At 53.8% G+C, this 16,425-nt stretch carries 19 protein-coding genes; 10 read left to right on the top strand and 9 right to left on the bottom strand.

Features of this window, described 5'->3' with window-relative positions:
- Window positions 1-924, top strand: coding sequence for a diguanylate cyclase domain-containing protein (locus ACH5Y9_RS17905; protein ID WP_319960353.1), 924 nt, complete (start codon window positions 1-3; stop codon window positions 922-924).
- A 39-nt stretch (window positions 925-963) separates the two neighbouring features.
- Here ACH5Y9_RS17905 and ACH5Y9_RS17900 read toward each other — a convergent pair whose 3' ends face one another.
- Window positions 964-1,818: an SIR2 family protein gene (locus ACH5Y9_RS17900; protein ID WP_033156019.1), complete on the bottom strand. Its 855-nt coding sequence runs from the start codon at window positions 1,816-1,818 to the stop codon at window positions 964-966.
- Window positions 1,819-2,012: 194 nt separating this feature from the next.
- Window positions 2,013-2,555 (bottom strand): hypothetical protein, encoded by a 543-nt coding sequence (locus ACH5Y9_RS17895; RefSeq protein ID WP_445367040.1) that lies wholly within the window; start codon window positions 2,553-2,555, stop codon window positions 2,013-2,015.
- 159 nt (window positions 2,556-2,714) lie between these two features.
- Here ACH5Y9_RS17895 and ACH5Y9_RS17890 point away from each other — a divergent pair, with 159 nt between their 5' ends.
- Both ACH5Y9_RS17890 and ACH5Y9_RS17885 read left to right on the top strand, forming a co-directional pair.
- A complete protein-coding gene (locus ACH5Y9_RS17890) occupies window positions 2,715-3,197 on the top strand; it encodes a YajQ family cyclic di-GMP-binding protein (protein ID WP_171696597.1) in 483 nt (160 codons plus the stop codon).
- Window positions 3,198-3,389: 192 nt separating this feature from the next.
- Window positions 3,390-4,046 carry a TlpA family protein disulfide reductase gene (locus ACH5Y9_RS17885; RefSeq protein ID WP_319960356.1) on the top strand — a complete coding sequence of 219 codons (657 nt, stop codon included), beginning with the start codon at window positions 3,390-3,392 and terminating at the stop codon, window positions 4,044-4,046.
- A gap of 201 nt (window positions 4,047-4,247) precedes the next feature.
- On the opposite strand, the gene ACH5Y9_RS17880 is transcribed toward ACH5Y9_RS17885, so the two are convergent.
- Window positions 4,248-4,988 (bottom strand): hypothetical protein, encoded by a 741-nt coding sequence (locus ACH5Y9_RS17880; protein WP_445367039.1) that lies wholly within the window; start codon window positions 4,986-4,988, stop codon window positions 4,248-4,250.
- A 487-nt stretch (window positions 4,989-5,475) separates the two neighbouring features.
- On the opposite strand from ACH5Y9_RS17880, the gene ACH5Y9_RS17875 reads away from it, so the two are divergent.
- The 5 genes from ACH5Y9_RS17875 (at window position 5,476) to ACH5Y9_RS17855 (ending at window position 10,230) form a co-directional block, all read left to right on the top strand.
- Complete coding sequence (locus ACH5Y9_RS17875; protein ID WP_445367038.1) at window positions 5,476-6,981, top strand: helicase HerA-like domain-containing protein; 1,506 nt, start codon at window positions 5,476-5,478, stop codon at window positions 6,979-6,981.
- Window positions 6,982-7,062: 81 nt separating this feature from the next.
- Window positions 7,063-7,437, top strand: a complete 375-nt coding sequence (locus ACH5Y9_RS17870; RefSeq protein WP_445367037.1) for a VOC family protein — start codon at window positions 7,063-7,065, stop codon at window positions 7,435-7,437.
- Window positions 7,438-7,486: 49 nt separating this feature from the next.
- Entirely contained in the window at window positions 7,487-8,173 is a 687-nt protein-coding gene (locus tag ACH5Y9_RS17865; protein WP_445367036.1) for a helix-turn-helix transcriptional regulator, read from the top strand.
- Window positions 8,174-8,292: 119 nt separating this feature from the next.
- The gene (locus ACH5Y9_RS17860) at window positions 8,293-9,711 is read left to right on the top strand and encodes a phosphomannomutase (RefSeq protein ID WP_445367035.1); all 1,419 of its coding nucleotides are present in this window, start codon (window positions 8,293-8,295) and stop codon (window positions 9,709-9,711) included.
- A gap of 72 nt (window positions 9,712-9,783) precedes the next feature.
- Complete coding sequence (locus tag ACH5Y9_RS17855; protein ID WP_445367034.1) at window positions 9,784-10,230, top strand: hypothetical protein; 447 nt, start codon at window positions 9,784-9,786, stop codon at window positions 10,228-10,230.
- A gap of 76 nt (window positions 10,231-10,306) precedes the next feature.
- Here ACH5Y9_RS17855 and cysN read toward each other — a convergent pair whose 3' ends face one another.
- The 5 genes from cysN to cysD are packed head-to-tail and all read right to left on the bottom strand — an operon-like array spanning window position 10,307 to window position 13,952.
- The gene (cysN, locus tag ACH5Y9_RS17850) at window positions 10,307-11,932 is read right to left on the bottom strand and encodes a sulfate adenylyltransferase subunit CysN (RefSeq protein WP_445367033.1); all 1,626 of its coding nucleotides are present in this window, start codon (window positions 11,930-11,932) and stop codon (window positions 10,307-10,309) included.
- 52 nt (window positions 11,933-11,984) lie between these two features.
- Window positions 11,985-12,362 carry a type II toxin-antitoxin system death-on-curing family toxin gene (locus ACH5Y9_RS17845; RefSeq protein ID WP_445367032.1) on the bottom strand — a complete coding sequence of 126 codons (378 nt, stop codon included), beginning with the start codon at window positions 12,360-12,362 and terminating at the stop codon, window positions 11,985-11,987.
- Window positions 12,363-12,364: 2 nt separating this feature from the next.
- Window positions 12,365-12,568, bottom strand: coding sequence for a DUF2281 domain-containing protein (locus tag ACH5Y9_RS17840; RefSeq protein WP_445367031.1), 204 nt, complete (start codon window positions 12,566-12,568; stop codon window positions 12,365-12,367).
- A 19-nt stretch (window positions 12,569-12,587) separates the two neighbouring features.
- Window positions 12,588-13,007: a DUF4124 domain-containing protein gene (locus ACH5Y9_RS17835; RefSeq protein ID WP_445367030.1), complete on the bottom strand. Its 420-nt coding sequence runs from the start codon at window positions 13,005-13,007 to the stop codon at window positions 12,588-12,590.
- Window positions 13,008-13,043: 36 nt separating this feature from the next.
- Window positions 13,044-13,952: a sulfate adenylyltransferase subunit CysD gene (cysD, locus tag ACH5Y9_RS17830; RefSeq protein WP_036277398.1), complete on the bottom strand. Its 909-nt coding sequence runs from the start codon at window positions 13,950-13,952 to the stop codon at window positions 13,044-13,046.
- A 90-nt stretch (window positions 13,953-14,042) separates the two neighbouring features.
- Here cysD and ACH5Y9_RS17825 point away from each other — a divergent pair, with 90 nt between their 5' ends.
- Together ACH5Y9_RS17825 and ACH5Y9_RS17820 are read left to right on the top strand one after the other, a co-directional pair.
- Complete coding sequence (locus ACH5Y9_RS17825) at window positions 14,043-14,465, top strand: hypothetical protein (protein ID WP_445367029.1); 423 nt, start codon at window positions 14,043-14,045, stop codon at window positions 14,463-14,465.
- Window positions 14,466-14,580: 115 nt separating this feature from the next.
- Entirely contained in the window at window positions 14,581-15,951 is a 1,371-nt protein-coding gene (locus tag ACH5Y9_RS17820; RefSeq protein ID WP_445367028.1) for an O-linked N-acetylglucosamine transferase, SPINDLY family protein, read from the top strand.
- On the opposite strand, the gene trxC is transcribed toward ACH5Y9_RS17820, so the two are convergent.
- The gene (gene trxC, locus ACH5Y9_RS17815; RefSeq protein ID WP_445367027.1) at window positions 15,946-16,380 is read right to left on the bottom strand and encodes a thioredoxin TrxC; all 435 of its coding nucleotides are present in this window, start codon (window positions 16,378-16,380) and stop codon (window positions 15,946-15,948) included. The genes ACH5Y9_RS17820 and trxC overlap by 6 nt on opposite strands.
- Window positions 16,381-16,425: the final 45 nt, after the last annotated feature.

The raw sequence follows: 16,425 nt of genomic DNA, 5'->3' as shown, positions 1-16,425 counted from the left end.
ATGACTGCCGAAATCTCCAAACCCTTGATTTTGATCGTAGACGATACACCGACCAACATTCAGGTGTTGGCGGAAAATTTGATCGACGAGTATCGCATCAAGGTGGCGGTCAGCGGCGAGGCGGCGCTGGAGGCCATCGACCGGCAAGGTCCGCCCGATTTGATCCTGTTGGATGTGATGATACCGGGCATGGACGGTTATGAAGTCTGCCGGCGTCTGAAAAGCGACCCGCAAACTGCGGCAATCCCGGTGATATTTGTGACGGCTATGAACGCGGCGACCAACGAAGAATACGGGCTGAATTTGGGGGCGATGGACTACATTACCAAGCCGTTTTATTTGCCGGTGGTTAAGGCGCGGATCCGCAATCATATCCGCCTGAAACGGATGACGGACATGTTGGAAGCGATGGCCTGGATGGATGGCCTCACCGGTATACCCAATCGCCGGCGCTTCGATCAGGTCTTGGAAAATGAATGGAAGCGCGCGCAGCGCAATCAGTTGCCCTTGGCTTTAGTGATGGTGGATGTCGATTATTTTAAAGCCTATAACGATTGCCACGGCCACGGCGCGGGCGACATTTGTCTGCGGCAGGTGGCCACCATATTGGCGGCTTCGGTGAGTCGCTCCGGCGATTTGGTGGCGCGTTACGGTGGGGAGGAGTTTGTGATGCTGATGCCGGAAACCGACATTGAAGGCGCGCAGCGCGTATCCGAATTGCTGTGCCGGCGTGTTGAAGCGCAGCATATTTCACATACCCGCTCCAGCGTTTCGCCTTGGGTGACGATTAGCGCCGGTTTTGCGGTGGTGGTGCCGGCGCTGCAACAATTGCCGTCCGAATTACTGGATGAGGCTGATCGGCAGTTGTATTTGGCTAAAGAAAACGGTCGAAACGGCGCCCGCGGAAGCTATTCGACCGTTTAGTTCGGCCGCTTGTTCGCTGGCCGAGCTGCGGGATTTGTTTTAAGCGGCCACAGCCGAAGCTTGCACCGATTGCAGGAAATCCTGGCAGTCGGCGTTAATCAGTTCAAAGCCCATTTTCGCACTAAAGCGTTTTTCCTTGTCGGTAGGGTTTTTTCTTAAAAACCAGCCTCTATGTTCGTCGGCACCGTAGGTGATGTCGCTCATCACCATCCGCTCGGAATCGCGATTGAGCGGCAAACCCAACAACAGGTATTTTTTGCCTTTGCGGTACTCCTTTAAAAAGTCCGGAATCGCGAAACCGCCCATCAGCTCGGTGATGTAATCCACATAGTCGGCATCGGAGGCGATGTAATTGGCTTCGGGTTTTGGCGTGCCCATTGGCTTAAACAAAATCGGTAGATTTCTATCGACTTGTTCCTGCGGAATCTCGAAATATTGGCTGCCATCGTAATGATAAATTTTGAAGCGAAAGGCGGTAGCGACGATGCGGGCTACGCCGACGATTAGCGTGTGTTCTTCGTCGGCATAACTGTCTTGCAATTGGGTATCCCGATTAATGTCGATCACATATTTGGGCCGCCATTCTTTCAGCCAGTCGTGCATCGATGCGCGGGTGTATTGAATTTGCCCGTAGGTTTTGTCAAGAAACTGCGATACATAGTTGCGACCGCGCTTCAGTTCCTGGTTCATCGCTGCGCGCGGAAACTCGTACATCAGTTTCGGCGCCATCGGTTTGCCGCCGTTCATCGCCAAAATCAGGCTGTCGCTGTCGGCGGGCATCGGCTCTTGCGTCAGTTTGCTTTTGGCGTCGAACACCGCTCCCGGCCCCAGATAGGGAATGACTTGGTTATCGTACAAACCGCTTAGAATTTCCGAAAATACCGTATTTGACATGGTTGGCCCCAACTAAATGAAAAGTAATGCTTAGCTGAAGCAAAATTCAATCCAATTTAACCGGATGGGCCATCAGGCCACGTTGTGCTTGAGATGTGGACTGAGTGGTCAGTCGGAGATTAAGGTAACAACCGTACGAATTGGCGGTGATTTGTCGTAAGCCCGACAATTGCCGCTGTAACCGGGGTAGTGTGTTAATGCCAGCCGCCATACTGAGTGGTAGGATCGCCGCGAAAACCGGCTGTGGTTTTGTTGGCATCCGGCACATGGGCGGTACTTTCCGCGGCTTGCACCATATTGTTATGGGTATAACCGCCCATGGCCTTGGCGTGTTTGGCAATGGCTGTGGTCGTGGGGTTGATGTCGTATTTGCTGGCGTCGGGATGGATCACCACGCTGATTAATTGCGCGTCTTTCGGCGCGTTGGGGGCGGGCGTGTAACTGAGAACGACCGGAAGCTCGGTGCCGGCGGGTACTTGAATTTCATAGCGCTGGCTATTGTTGAGCTCGGTACTGGCAAGCGTTTTTCCGTTTTCGGACAGTAAGCTGACGGTGCCGGTTTTGAGCGGTCCGGCGTTGTCGCTGACTGCACCGAGCAATGATGTGGTTCGCAGGGTTTGTTTGACCGCGGCTTTGCCTGGAGTACTTGATTTTGCTTGGTCCTGGCCGCAACCGGACATTATCGGCAGGCTGAGGCAGGCGATCAGGGTAAGTGTGAATGTGGTCGGGTTTTTCATCGGTATCTCCGTCGGCTTTAGTTAAAGATACCCGCTAAACCGGCCACCGACAAGTGGGCTTTACGCGCCATCAATCGACATTGGGCGCTTATATAGCAGTTGAATAAAGCCGCTAAGGCCGTTATAGTTGCCCCACTTTTATACTTGTAAATCAATGCTATGCCATCATTCGACATCGTTTCAGAACTCGACAGCCACGAAGTAACCAACGCACTGGACCAAGCCAATAAAGAAGTCTCCACTCGGTTTGATTTCAAAGGCTCCAATGCCTGTTTCGAGCAGCAGGAAGACAGCATCCTGATGAAAGCCGAATCGACCTTTCAACTGCAACAAATGTTGCCGATTTTGTATGCCAAAATGGGTAAACGCGGCATCGATATTTCCAGTTTGGAAAGCGGCAAGATTCAGGATACCGGCAAAACCGCTCAGCAATCCATCACCTTGAAGCAGGGTGTGGGTAGCGATCTGGCGAAAAAAATCGTCAAGTTGATCAAGGATAAAAAGCTCAAAGTACAGGCCGCGATCAATGGCGATAAGGTGCGCGTGACCGGTAAAAAGCGCGACGATTTGCAGGAAGTCATTCAAATGTTGCGCACGGAAGATTTGGAGCAGCCTTTGCAATTCAATAACTTTCGGGATTAGTCCTCACCATTACGCCGACGAGCTTATCCGGCGTTGCAGCTATGGTGCCGCGGGTGTGGATTCTTCAGGGAGTTTTCAGTTAAATTCTCTGGGTTGGCACAAGGTGTCCGGTAAGCTAATGATGTTGGTTGACGGACGCTGAGCAACATAAATTTGGTCGGGACTTGGTTAAAGCTATCGGGGGCGCGCGATATGAAAACGGTAATGATTGGTCAAAAAGTACCGCCCCTATCGGTTTCCGACTGGGTGCAGGGACAGCCTGTCAATTTCGAACAATTGCTTGGACAAGTCGTGTTGGTGGCGGTGTTTCAAGTCAACTGTCCCGGCTGTTTCCTGTCATGTCTGCCGCAGGTGTTGGCGTTAAAACAACGTTATGCCGAGCGCGGTTTGACCGTACTGGGGCTGGCCACCGCCTTTGAAGACTTCGATAAAAATAATCTGCAAAATCTAAAACGTTTGGTTGAGACCGGTGAGGTGATCGGCGAAACCTTGCGGGTTTTAACGGAGCGAGGACTGCTACAGGACGGCAAGTTGCCGTATCGTATTGATTTTCCGGTAGCCATGGATAGATTGACCAAGCGCGAATTCGGCAGTATCGAAAGCGAAATTGACGCTTTTATCAGCCAACGCTTGAGCGATTTGGAACAAGACATCGGCTTACGCCAACCGCATGTGCGAGCGCAGGTAAAACAATATTTACAAACCCTGGATTATCATGCCGAAACCTTCGAGTTTTTCCAGTTACAGGGTACCCCGTCTTATATTCTGGTTGATAGAGCAGGCTTGCTGGTTCAATGCAGGTTTGGCGCGTATCCCGATCTGGAAACCGATATTCTCAAGCTGTTGTAGTTCCCGTTCGGGCTCCGTAGGTCAATGCAGCCGGTAAATGTCTCACCCGCTCTTTCGTAAGGTGCTTTAGACGAAGCAGTTACAAATTTGGCGACTGCTTGTGACGAAATCTTAAGGCGACATCCGTGTCTTGTTAACGTTTTTTAGCTAGCCTGACACGCCGTTTTAGGCAGCGTTAAGCTGGGGTGTAGCAATACTGTATTAAGCGATTGTTTTGCGACGCAAACCCAACAGGCCAGCCAATGCCGAGCCGAATAACCAAACCGCACCGGGAACAGGCACTGCGGTAGTTCCGCCTTCAATAAACGGTGTAAATACCAGGCTTTGTGATGACTGTTTTTTCTCGATCAATGCAGAATCACCCACATTGAAAGCTTCGGCGGTCAAGTCGTTTTGAATCCTGACACGCACATCCGCGTTACCCCATGCGACAGGCGTATCCAGTGTTGCGGCAGCCGACCAAGTGCTTAGCGGGCAGCCGGACGATGTGGCGCATGAGTCTGTCAACGGGCCGGCGGAAAAGTTGGTCGCGATATGATCCACGCCATTCCACAGATTGGTTAAACGCAATTGACCGGACGCATCGACCGAAGGTGCCAGGGTGACGCTACCGGAGCGATTGACCAGGCGGTAATCACCGTTTTCCACCAGGCTTACGCTGCTTAAACTTAGATCCGCATCGGGTCTAATATCGAACTGCACATTGCTGTTGGCGAAGACCGTGCCCTGAGTACCGGTTGCTTGGGCTTTAAAATTTAACGGCGAGAATAAAACGCTCTTGCCGTCGCCCGATAAAGTCGGCGCACCAAACAAGCCTAGATTCGTATCGTCATAGATGGCCGTAAAGCCGTTGCCGTCCAACGAAATTAATGCCGCCGACGCATGTCCGCTTAACATTGAAATAACCCCGGCGCTTGCCAGGAACAAAGTCTTGATTTTCATAGGATCTCTAAATAATTCATGAATAGACAAGGTAACGAGCCGCCACAATAGCTTTACCTATTGGCTTATCGAAGCGGGTTAAAGTTTGCTGGCCGCATTATGTTTGGGGTTTGTCTAATGCGTTGCCGCGTCCATTGCCAGCTACCTGCTACCCGTCTTTGGTCGAGATAAGCTCGAATAAAAACAAAGTTATAGGCTTCTTCCTGTGAGTTCTGTCTCAGCGACCTAGCAGAGTTCCGGTCGGTGCGCAATCGTACGAATTGTCTAAGTCAAAACAGTTACCGGTCCGTGAAGGTTTGAAGAAATGTATTACAAAGGTATTCTGCCCATTGATAGATGGCGATACTGAAAGCCTGGGGCTGGCCTTTGTTTCACTGATACCAAACTGCTTCAGCGACGGAACATAATGCCAACCTATACCTAACAATTCAGGTCATGGTATGGTTGCGCGACCTTTTTCTTATTGTCGCTTTTTCAGGAAACGCTCATGACCGAACCCTTGTTGATTGCCAAATCCCAGACTGCCGAACTGTGTCTGCTGCCGAGCATGGCTAACCGCCACGGCTTGATCGCCGGCGCGACCGGTACCGGTAAAACCATCACCTTGCAAACCTTGGCCGAGGCGTTTTCGCAAATCGGTGTGCCGGTATTCATGGCCGATGTGAAGGGCGATTTATCCGGCATCAGCAGGACGGGGGGCGGCAATGCCAAAGTCGAGGCGCGGTTGGCTGAGTTGGGGTTAGCCGCCGACTACGCGGCGATGCCGACGCTGTTTTGGGATGTGTTGGGTAAAAAAGGCCATCCCTTGCGCTCGACGGTGTCGGAAATGGGGCCGCTGTTGCTGGCGCGGATGCTGGATTTGAACGAGGTGCAGAGCGGCGTCCTCACCGCAGCGTTTAAAATTGCCGACGACAACGGTTGGCTGCTACTGGATTTGAAAGACTTGCGGGCCTTGCTGCAATACGCATCCGAAAATGCCTCGGAATTATCCGGCGAATACGGCAGCATCTCGGCGGCCAGCGTCGGCGCGATCCAGCGCGGCTTGTTGCAACTGGAACACGAAGGCGGCGAAAATCTGTTCGGCGAGCCGGCCTTGGACTTTAACGATTTTCTGCAAACCGACGGCGGCCGGGGCGTGATCAATATTCTGGCGGCTGACACGCTCTATAACTCGCCGCGCGTCTACGCCACCTTGCTGTTGTGGCTGTTGTCCGAGTTATTCGAAAATCTGCCGGAAGCCGGCGATCTGGACAAGCCTAAATTGGTATTTTTCTTCGACGAAGCGCATCTATTGTTCAACGATGCACCATCCGCGCTGCTGCAAAAAATTGAACAAGTGGTGCGCTTGATTCGTTCTAAGGGCGTGGGCGTGTATTTTGTCAGTCAAAACCCGTTGGATATTCCCGATGTGATTTTGGGACAGCTGGGTAACCGGGTGCAGCACGCCTTGCGGGCCTTCACGCCGCGCGACCAAAAAGCCGTGAAAGCGGCGGCGGAAACCTTTAGAGCCAATCCGGACGTGGATGTCGAAACGGCTATCACCGAACTGGGTGTGGGCGAAGCTTTGGTATCATTTCTCGACGCAAAAGGCACGCCGTTGCCGGTGCAGCGGGCGATGATCAAGCCTCCAAACTCCCATGTCGGCGCGGTCAGCGACGCTGAACGCCAGGAGTCGATTAACACGTCCGTCATCGCCGGCCATTACGAAAAGCAGGTAGATCGCGAATCGGCCTACGAAATTCTGAAAGGCCGCGCCGAAAAAGTCGCGCCGCCCGAATCTGCTAGCGAAAGCGGCGATTCCGGATCCGGCTTCAATTGGGGCGAAGTGCTATTGGGCGGCGTCGGTGCCGCCACCAAATCCCGGCGCGGCCGCAGCAGCGGACAAAGCGTACTCGAAGCCGCCGCCAAAAGCGCCGCGCGCAGCATCGGCCAGGAAGTGGGCAAGCAAATCATTCGCGGCGTGTTGGGCTCGTTATTGGGTGGCCGGCGCTAACCAGAAAACATTGCTGACATAACGCTGTCAGGAGGGCTGTTTTAGGATGACGGCTCTTTTAACCACAACGAGGACAACATCATGATCAACAACGTCGCAACCTGGTTTGAATTACCCGTCGTCGATATGCCGCGCGCGCAGGGTTTTTACCGCAGCATTTTGAATGCATCGTTCAAGGAAGAGGAAATGAGCGGCTATCAAATGGCGATTTTCGACGCTGAAGAAGGCGCGGTTAGCGGTATGTTGATATTGGGCGAACACTATCAACCCAGCGCAAGCGGCGCGGTGGTGTATTTCAACGGCGGCGCCGATTTGAACGAGCCGCTGGCCAAGGTGGAGGCAAACGGTGGCAGCGTGTTGATGCCGAAAACTCCGATCCACGACGGCGAATGCGGTTACTTTGCGATGCTACTCGACAGCGAAGGTAACCGGGTTGGCCTTTATTCCCAAGCTTAACGGCAATTAAAACGGCGGGCGGTCTCAATCTTGACTGCCCGTTCTGCCAATGCGCCGCGCTGATCGTCTGTTTCAAATTGTCCAAATCCTGCGTAACCGGCGGATGGTTACCGCCAAGGCGCTCGCCGAGCGTCTGGAAGTTTCCGAACGTACTATCTATCGAGACATCCAGGTTTTAAGCCTGTCCGGGATTCCTATCGAAGGTGAGGCCGGCGTCGGTTACATGCTGCGCCATAGTCTGGATATACCGCCCATTATGTTCAGTGCCGCCGAACTGGAAGCCTTGGTCATCGGCGCGCGGATGGTGAAAACCTGGGCCGGCAAGGAGCTGGGGCATTCCGCGCAGTCGGTGCTGGACAAGGTCACGGCGGTAGTGCCGGCGGAATTGCGCGAGCAATTGGAGCGCAGTAAATTATTCGCGTTACGTTTTTCGCCGCGCGAAGACTTGGATGTGACCATGGATATTTGCCGCAAGGCGCTGGACGGCAAGCGCTTGCTGTGCATGGATTACCGGCGTGCCGACGGCACGTTCAGCCAGCGGCGAATCAGGCCGCTGGGCCTGTATTTTTGGGGCAACGTCTGGACCTTGGTGGGCTGGTGCGAGCTGCGCGGCGACTTTCGCAATTTCCGGCTGGATCGTATCCTGCGGGCGCTGGTGCTGGATGAGGTGTTTACCGACGACGCCGGGCAAACCTTGCAGGATTTTATTCGGCGGATGCATTGCTCGCCGCAGTGAGCTTGTCCTGTTAATGTGAAAATTCGGGTTGCCGAACGCCAGCTTTTCTCTATCATGTCTGTTTAAAGCGGCATTCTTGCCGATGTTTTCATTTTATCGACTCTCAACTGATCCTGCTCATGACAACAATCAACATCCAACAAATGATGGCCGACAGCGGCGTGGCGTTCGGCACCAGCGGCGCGCGTGGCCTGGTTAGTCAGATGACTGGCGAAGTCTGTGCCGCTTATACGCTGGCGTTTATCCAAGGTTTAAATTTGGCGCGGCCCGGCCAGAAAATTGCGTTGGGCATGGATCTCAGGCCATCCAGCCCGGAGATCGCCCAGGCCTGCGTGGCCGGCATTCGTCAGGCCGGTTGCGAAGTGGATTTTTGCGGCGTGTTGCCGACCCCGGCTTTAGCCTTGTATGCGTTGGCGAACGGTCTGCCGGCGATCATGGTCACCGGCAGTCATATTCCATTCGACCGCAACGGCATCAAGTTTTATCGGGCCGATGGTGAAATCAGTAAGGCCGACGAAGCGGCAATGACCGGTGCGACGGTGAATGTGCAAGACGTGACGGCTGAACTGCCCGCTGTTAATCCGGCGGCGCTGACGCAATTTCGGCAACGCTACACCAGTTTGTTCGCTGATGATTTGTTAAACGGCTGGCGGGTTGGCGTCTACGAGCATTCCAGCGCCGCCCGCGATGTGTTGAAGGAAATTTTGGCCGAGCTGGGGGCTGAGGTAATTGGCCTGGAACGCACCGATACTTTCGTGCCTATCGACACCGAAGCCGTCGGCGAGGCGGATCGGCAGCGCGGCCGCAACTGGGCCGCCGAATATAAGCTGGATGCGCTGATTTCCACCGACGGCGACGGCGACCGTCCCTTGATCGGCGACGAAACCGGCGAATGGCTGCGCGGCGATATTGTGGGTTTGCTGTGCGCGAGATTTCTGTGCGCGGACACGGTGGTGACGCCGGTGAGCTGCAATACTGCCATCGAAGCATCCGGCTGGTTCAAGCAAGTGGTTCGCACGCGGATTGGCTCGCCATACGTGATTGCCGGTATGGAGCAAGTGCCAAGCGGCGGCGTAGCCGGCTTCGAGGCTAACGGCGGTTTCCTGGCCGGCAACGGTTTGTCGGTAAACGGCAAAACCTTGGCGCCATTGCCGACTCGCGACTCGTTGCTGCCGGCCCTGGCTTTATTGGCGATGGCCAGCACTCAAGGGGTGACATTATCGGGGCTGCTGCAAGGCTTGCCGCAACGTTACACCGCCAGCGACCGCATCCAGGCGTTTCCGGTCGCCAATAGCCGGGCCTTGCTGGAACGGTTGCAAGCCGATGAGACCGCTTATCGCGGGCTATGGGGCGACACGCTTGGGGCTCCGGTTAACCGCGATACGACGGACGGCCTGCGCTTGACCTTCGCCAACGGCGAGATCGTGCATCTGCGTCCCTCCGGCAATGCGCCGGAATTGCGTTGCTACGCCGAGGCCGACGCTATGGCGCGCGCGGAAGAGTTGGTGGCTTCGACGTTAAAACGGATTGCCGGCTAGCGGTTAATCCGCCGTTAAGTTTCCTTGTAGTATTGTCTAATCTCGATAACAACTAAGTACGAGGGTAACACCATGCAACATAAAGCGATTTTATTCAGTTCTTTAGTCTTGGTTTCCGGCGCCGCGTTTGCGCAGTCGGCGGTATTGGAAGGCGTGGCCAAACAAGCGGCGAAAGATACCGCGACAGCCGTTGCCCCAGGCGCTGTGCAGCGTGCGGAGCAGGCCAACGAAGCATTGCAGCGTGCCCAGGAAGTGAAGCAAGGCGTGGGAAATGCACCGGGCCAGTTGAAAAGTCAGGCCCAGGAAGCAGTAAAAGATGCCGCTCAGCAAAAACTGGAGCAAGCCGTGCCGTCCGAGGTTAAGCAAGGCGCCGAAACCCTGAAGGCTGGTAAGGAAACGGCAAAACAGTTGAAAGGTAAGGTCGACGCGGCGCCCAAATCAACCGGCGAAGCGGTCAAAGCCGTGAAAGGCAAAGCCAAACAAAAAGCCGCGGCAAAAGCGCTGGATTTGTTGAACTAATCGACAGCAAAACGGGCGGCGGCTATTCGCCGCCCGTTCTAAATATCGCCAAGACCAGAGCTTGGCGAATACATCACTAGCGAATCACTTCCCGATTTTTCAACGCAACGTAAATATCATCGACGTTGTATTGATCGCAATCGAAACTTAGATCGGCCACAGCCGGTTTTTCGTCCAGGCACAGGCACAATAAACCGGCGTTTTTGATCGCGGTAGCCAGCGCATCGTTCGCTTGTTCCAATACCGTGGTGGCGTGGCCGGTGTCGAACAGTTTGCGTTCTAATTGGTAAGCCACTTGCTGGGCATTGGTGCCGCTCAAGGCGATGATGCTGGCGGTTTGGCTGAAGCGAGTTGCCCGCTCTGCCGCGGACACCGGCGACCAGTCTTCCGCGCTGGCGTCGCCGGTGATCATGCCGGCGCCGACCGTGACGTTGGTCAGGCGGTCTATGACGATGAAGGAGCCGGTGGTTTTGTTGCGTTTGTACGGGTCGAATACCACCGGCGCGTTGACCGCCACGGTGCAGGAACCGATTTCGTTGAGATTCAACTCCATGGCGTCGTGGTGTTCCAGGGTGTTAACGTCGATACGGTGGTGAATCATCGACACCGAGCCGGACACACTGCGCGTTGCCAGTTTGATGACGTATTGCCGGCCGGGCACCATAGCTTGCTCGGTCATCCAGACGATAGTGGCTTTGAATTTGTCGGCGATGCTGGGCGCGGCTTGTTGCTGGCCCAGGATGATGTCGCCGCGGCTGACGTCTATTTCATCTTCAAGTGTCAACGTGACCGCCATGGCCGCAAAGGCTTCGTCCAACTCGCCATCGAAGGTGACGATGGATTTGATCTTGCTGGTTTTGCCGGACGGCAGCGCAGTAATGGCATCGCCTTTATGAAATATGCCGGATGCGACGGTGCCGCAAAAGCCGCGGAAATCCAGGTTGGGGCGGTTGACGTATTGCACCGGGAAACGGGCGTCGGCGAAGTTGTGGTCGCTGGCGATTTCTATGCTATTCAGCAACTCCATCATCGGCATGCCGGTGAACCAGGGCATGTTGGCGCTGGGGTTGACTACGTTATCGCCGTCCAAAGCCGACATCGGGATGAAATGCACGTCGTGCAGATCCAGTGATTTGATGAATGCCAGGTAGTCGTCCTGAATTTTCCGATACGTCTCTTGGCTGTAACCGACCAAATCCATTTTATTGACCGCGACAATGATGTGCTTGATGCCTAATAAAGAAGCAATGAAACTATGACGCTTAGTTTGGGTTTGTACGCCGTAACGCGCGTCGATCAAAATCACCGCCAAATCGCAAGTCGAGGCGCCGGTGGCCATGTTGCGGGTGTATTGCTCGTGGCCTGGGGTGTCGGCGATGATGAATTTGCGCGTCGAAGTGGAGAAATAGCGGTAGGCGACGTCGATGGTGATGCCTTGTTCGCGCTCGGCCTGCAGGCCGTCGACCAACAATGCCAAGTCTATCTTGCCGGCGCCGGTAGTGCCGGATTTGACGCTGTCTGCCTGCACGGCGGCCAGCTGATCTTCGTAAATCATTTTTGAGTCGTGCAGCAAACGGCCGATCAGGGTGCTTTTGCCGTCGTCGACGTTACCGCAGGTTAAAAACCGCAATAATTCCTTGCGTTCGTGTTGCGCCAGATAGGCGTTGATGTCGGTGCTGATGAGGTCGGATTGGTGGGACATGGGGTTCCTAAATGCCTTATTTGTAATAAAAGGTGCCGCGCTGTTAAAGCGCTTACTTGCAATGTTGTTTTAATAATTCGGCTAGTTCGTCACGACTCAATTGCCGGGTTGCTACATTAATCACCCATTCGTAGAGCTGGGTGTTATCCATGGCCGGTTGTTTATGGTTGGCAGCCAGAAAAACCAGCATACAGGCCGCAGCGGCTCGCTTGTTACCGTCCAGAAATGGATGGTTATGGGCAAGCGAATAGCAGTATTGAGCGGCGGTTTGAAAAATGTCGCCGCTGTAGTGCCAGGTTTGCCGGGCTGCGCCGAGCGCCGATTCCAGCAAGGCTTCATCTCTGATGCCCTGTGTGCCGCCGAAGCGTTCTATCTGTTGCCGATGTATCGTCAATGCCAGCGCTTTCGAGATAAAAAACAAGTCGGGCATTGTTACTGCGCCAATTTAGCAAAGGCGTCGGCATATTGATCCATCAATTGCTCGTGAATCTTTAAGGCTTCTTCATCGTTAATTACGCTATCGGGCAAGGCTTGCTGTTGTTTTTGTTCCAAAAACAAGACGAAATCCAAAACCTCGGCTTGCAGATTGGGCCCCAGTCTTGCAAGGTGTTCTTGTATTTCTTCATGTAATTGCATAAGTCACCACTAAAAAGACTTATCGACACCACTGCTTTTCGCAGGGAATGCCATCATTGTTGCCATCCATTTTGGTGTCCGGGCAGTTATTGATAAAGTAAGTCGCCTCTTCGCACGATCTCATTTGCGAACAATAAACGCGCCCATCGCAAACGAAGTTTTGGGCATTGCGTTCTGCGGAGCCGGCTGCTGGATTGTTAGGCTCTGGTTTTGGGGCGCTTTCGAAAAGGCCTTTAACTTTGTCGGTTAGTTTTGAGGAAAGCGGCTGTTCTGCTTTCACTTCCGCGAGCGGTTTTAAATCCGGTGTCTTGCGATCCGCTTTGTGATCGCAAGCGGTATCCGAATAGACTACATGACCTTTAGCGTCGGTACATTTGTAAAAACCGGCCAAGCTATCCGCGGAGTAAAACAGGATAAACAAGCACAAGAATTTCTTCACTATTCGTGTTTCCTCATTCGCTAATGGTACAAGCGTTTAGAAGTAACCTTCCCGTTTCTTCTGTTCCATAGACCCAGCCTGATCATGGTCGATCAAACGGCCTTGGCGCTCAGACGTAGTGGTCAGCAGCATTTCCTGGATGATTTCCGGCAAGGTGGTGGCGGTGGATTCGACCGCGCCGGTCAAGGGGTAGCAACCCAGCGTGCGGAAGCGCACCATTTTCATTTCCACTTTGTCGTTGGGGCCGATAGGCATGCGCTCGTCATCGACCATGATCAGCATGCCGTCTTTTTCGACCACCGGCCGTTCTTTAGCAAAGTACAACGGCACGATGGGGATGTTTTCCAGATGAATGTATTGCCAGATGTCCAGCTCGGTCCAGTTGGATAGCGGGAACACGCGGATGGACTCGCCTTTATCGACTTTGCCGTTATAAATGTTCCAGAGTTCCGGGCGTTGGTTTTTCGGGTCCCAACGGTGGTTTTTGTCGCGGAATGAATACACCCGTTCCTTGGCGCGGGATTTTTCCTCGTCGCGGCGCGCCCCGCCGAAGGCTGCGTCGAATTGGTATTTGTTTAGGGCTTGTTTCAAGCCGTCGGTTTTCATCACGTCGGTATGTTTTTTACTGCCGTGCGTGAACGGGCCTATGCCTTGGGCGACACCTTCTTCGTTGATATGCACGATTAAATCCCAGCCCAGATCTTTCGCCATGTTGTTGCGAAACTCGATCATCTCCCGAAATTTCCAGGTAGTATCGACATGTAATAAGGGGAAGGGCGGTTTGCCGGGGAAAAAAGCTTTGCGCGTCAGATGCAGCATCACTGCCGAATCTTTGCCTATCGAATACAGCATGACCGGCTTTTCAAATTCCGCCGCCACTTCGCGAATGATATGGATGCTTTCTGCTTCGAGCTGTTTCAGATGGGTTAATTTATAATCGGTCATCAAATATCCGGGGCGCACGGCCATGTTTGCTGTGAAGTGTAAGCCCGCTATTTTAAAGGCAAACCCCCATCGACGCTATCGGCAAAGCTTATGAGACAGATACACGGACTGGAAAAACTGGCCGCGCAGCAGCCCGGTCGGCTCAATGCGCCAAAACTGGCGGACCTGTTACTGATGGATTTGCGCCAGTGCCTTTGCAGTATTTACGGCACTATCGGCGATGACGACAAGGTGTTGTTGGCGGAGCTGGCGCTGTTGCCGGAAAGCCTTGAATACGAAATGTTCGATCAGCGCATTGATTTCATCGTCGCCGGGCCGATACTGCGCAACGACTGCGTACCGTTAATTTATCGCCTGCAGGGCGAGCAGTTTGCGCTCAGCGGCCGCTGCTCAATGATCGCTCGGGTGTGCGGTGTGGATTTGTATCTACAGCGCAGTTATACCGGCGTGATTGGCGATGTCGGCAGGCAAAAGTTCTCCATTCCGCTCAAACCGCTGTTACAAATGCTGTAGCGCTTTAGTCCTTACCTCGATAAATCAGGCACTGCGGCGGATTTGGGGTACCATGAGGTTCAAGTCCCGCGTATCTTCGCGGGCCATTAGGCAAGATGGCGACGGAGTCAGGCAGATGAAATTCTATGATCGCAGTCGCAGCCTTTGCGAATGGGAGCGTTTCGAGGAATGGCGCCAGAAGATGCGTCTAAGCTTGGCGGCTCAGGAAAGCAATAAAGTCTCGCCGTTTCATTTGTTATCAATGACGGGGGTGTCGGCCGCGGAACAACGCTTGTGTGCTGATCTCTGGTTGAAAGACCGTATCGATGCTAGTGCGCTGGAACGAGCCGATCTGGCTTTTAACTACCCTACGAGCAACCGGCTCAAAATTCGTTTGGGCTATTTGTCTTGCGATTTTCATGAGCATGCCACGGCATTTTTGCTGGCCGAGTTGTTCGAAGCCCATGATCGAGAGCAGTTTGAAGTGTATGCCTATTCTTATGGCCCGGACGACGGCCTGGGCATGCGCCAACGCCTGTGTGAATTTTTCGACAGTTTTGTCGATCTGCAAGCCCTGTCTTTATCTGAAGCCGCCCAAGCCATCCACCACGATAACATCGACATTCTGATCGATTTAAAAGGTTACACCCGCGGCACCCGCACCGAGATTCTTAGCTACCGACCAGCGCCGATTCAGGTCAACTACCTGGGGTATCCCGGTACCTTGGGCGGCGATTTCTGTGATTACATCATCACCGATCCCTACCTGACGCCGGCAGCCAGCGCAGCTGATTACAGCGAAGCCTTTGCCTACCTGCCGGATAGTTATCAACCGCACGGCCGGCATGCCGAAATTGGCAAGCCGACCAAACGCGCTCAGCATGGTTTGGAAGAGCACAGTTTTGTGTTTTGCTGTTTTAACCAGGCCTATAAAATTACCCCGGAAGTGTTCGATATCTGGTGTCGACTGTTGTATAGCGTGCCGGGCAGTGTGTTGTGGTTGTTAAAGAACTCCAAAGCCAAAGGCCGGCTTAGAAATGAAGCGTATCAACGCGGCATAGCGCCGGATAGATTGATATTTGCCGACGATTTACCGCAAGTCGAACACTTGGGCCGCCTGGCCTTGGCCGATCTGGTGCTGGATACTCAGCCCTACAACGCGCATACCACCGCTAGCGATGCCTTATGGGTGGGAGTGCCGATAGTCACGTGCGTCGGCGATACCTTTGCGTCGCGGGTTGCCGGCAGCTTGCTGCATGCGATCGGCTTGCCGGAGTTGATTGCCGCGGATTTGGAAGGCTATTACGATTTGGCCCTGGAGTTAGCCAGCAATCCCGCGCGCTTAAGTGAGGTCCGGCAGAAGTTGGCCGATAATCGCCTGAGCACGCCGCTGTTTGATATCAAGGCCTACACTCGGCATTTGGAAGCCTTGTATAAAACCATGTGGCAGCGGCATGTCGCGGGCGATTTGCCGATAGCCATCGGGCAAACCGAGCCACGCTTATAGCTGACTAGTCACCCAGCGCACGATGTCTTGCGCGCTCAGTGCGCCGGCTTGTCTGGCCAGCTCTCGCCCTCCTCTGAACAGAATCAGCGTCGGAATACTGCGAATGTTGTAACGGGCGCTGAGCTGTTGCTCCGCTTCGGTGTCGACTTTACCCAACCGAATCCGTGGTTCCAAAACCTGCGCGGCTTGCCCAAAAGCCGGCGCCATCATTTTGCAGGGTCCGCACCAATCTGCCCAAAAATCCACCAGCAGTGGAATGTCGTTGCGCGCCAGATGTATTTCAAAACTTTTCGCAGTCAACGCCAAAGGATGGCCGCTGAACAAGGATTGATGGCATTGCCCACATTTTGGATTTTGCGACAAACGGTTTGCCGGTAAGCGGTTGACAGCTAGGCAATCTGGGCAGACTAAATGTAGGGATTCACTCATATGGTGTTCTCGAATATAAGTATCGGCGAATTGATTCGCCCGTAA

It is taken from the genome of Methylomonas sp. BW4-1 (assembly GCF_052474385.1).
Note: the sequence above shows the minus strand (reverse complement) of the source record. Positions and strands in the feature narration are given on the sequence as shown.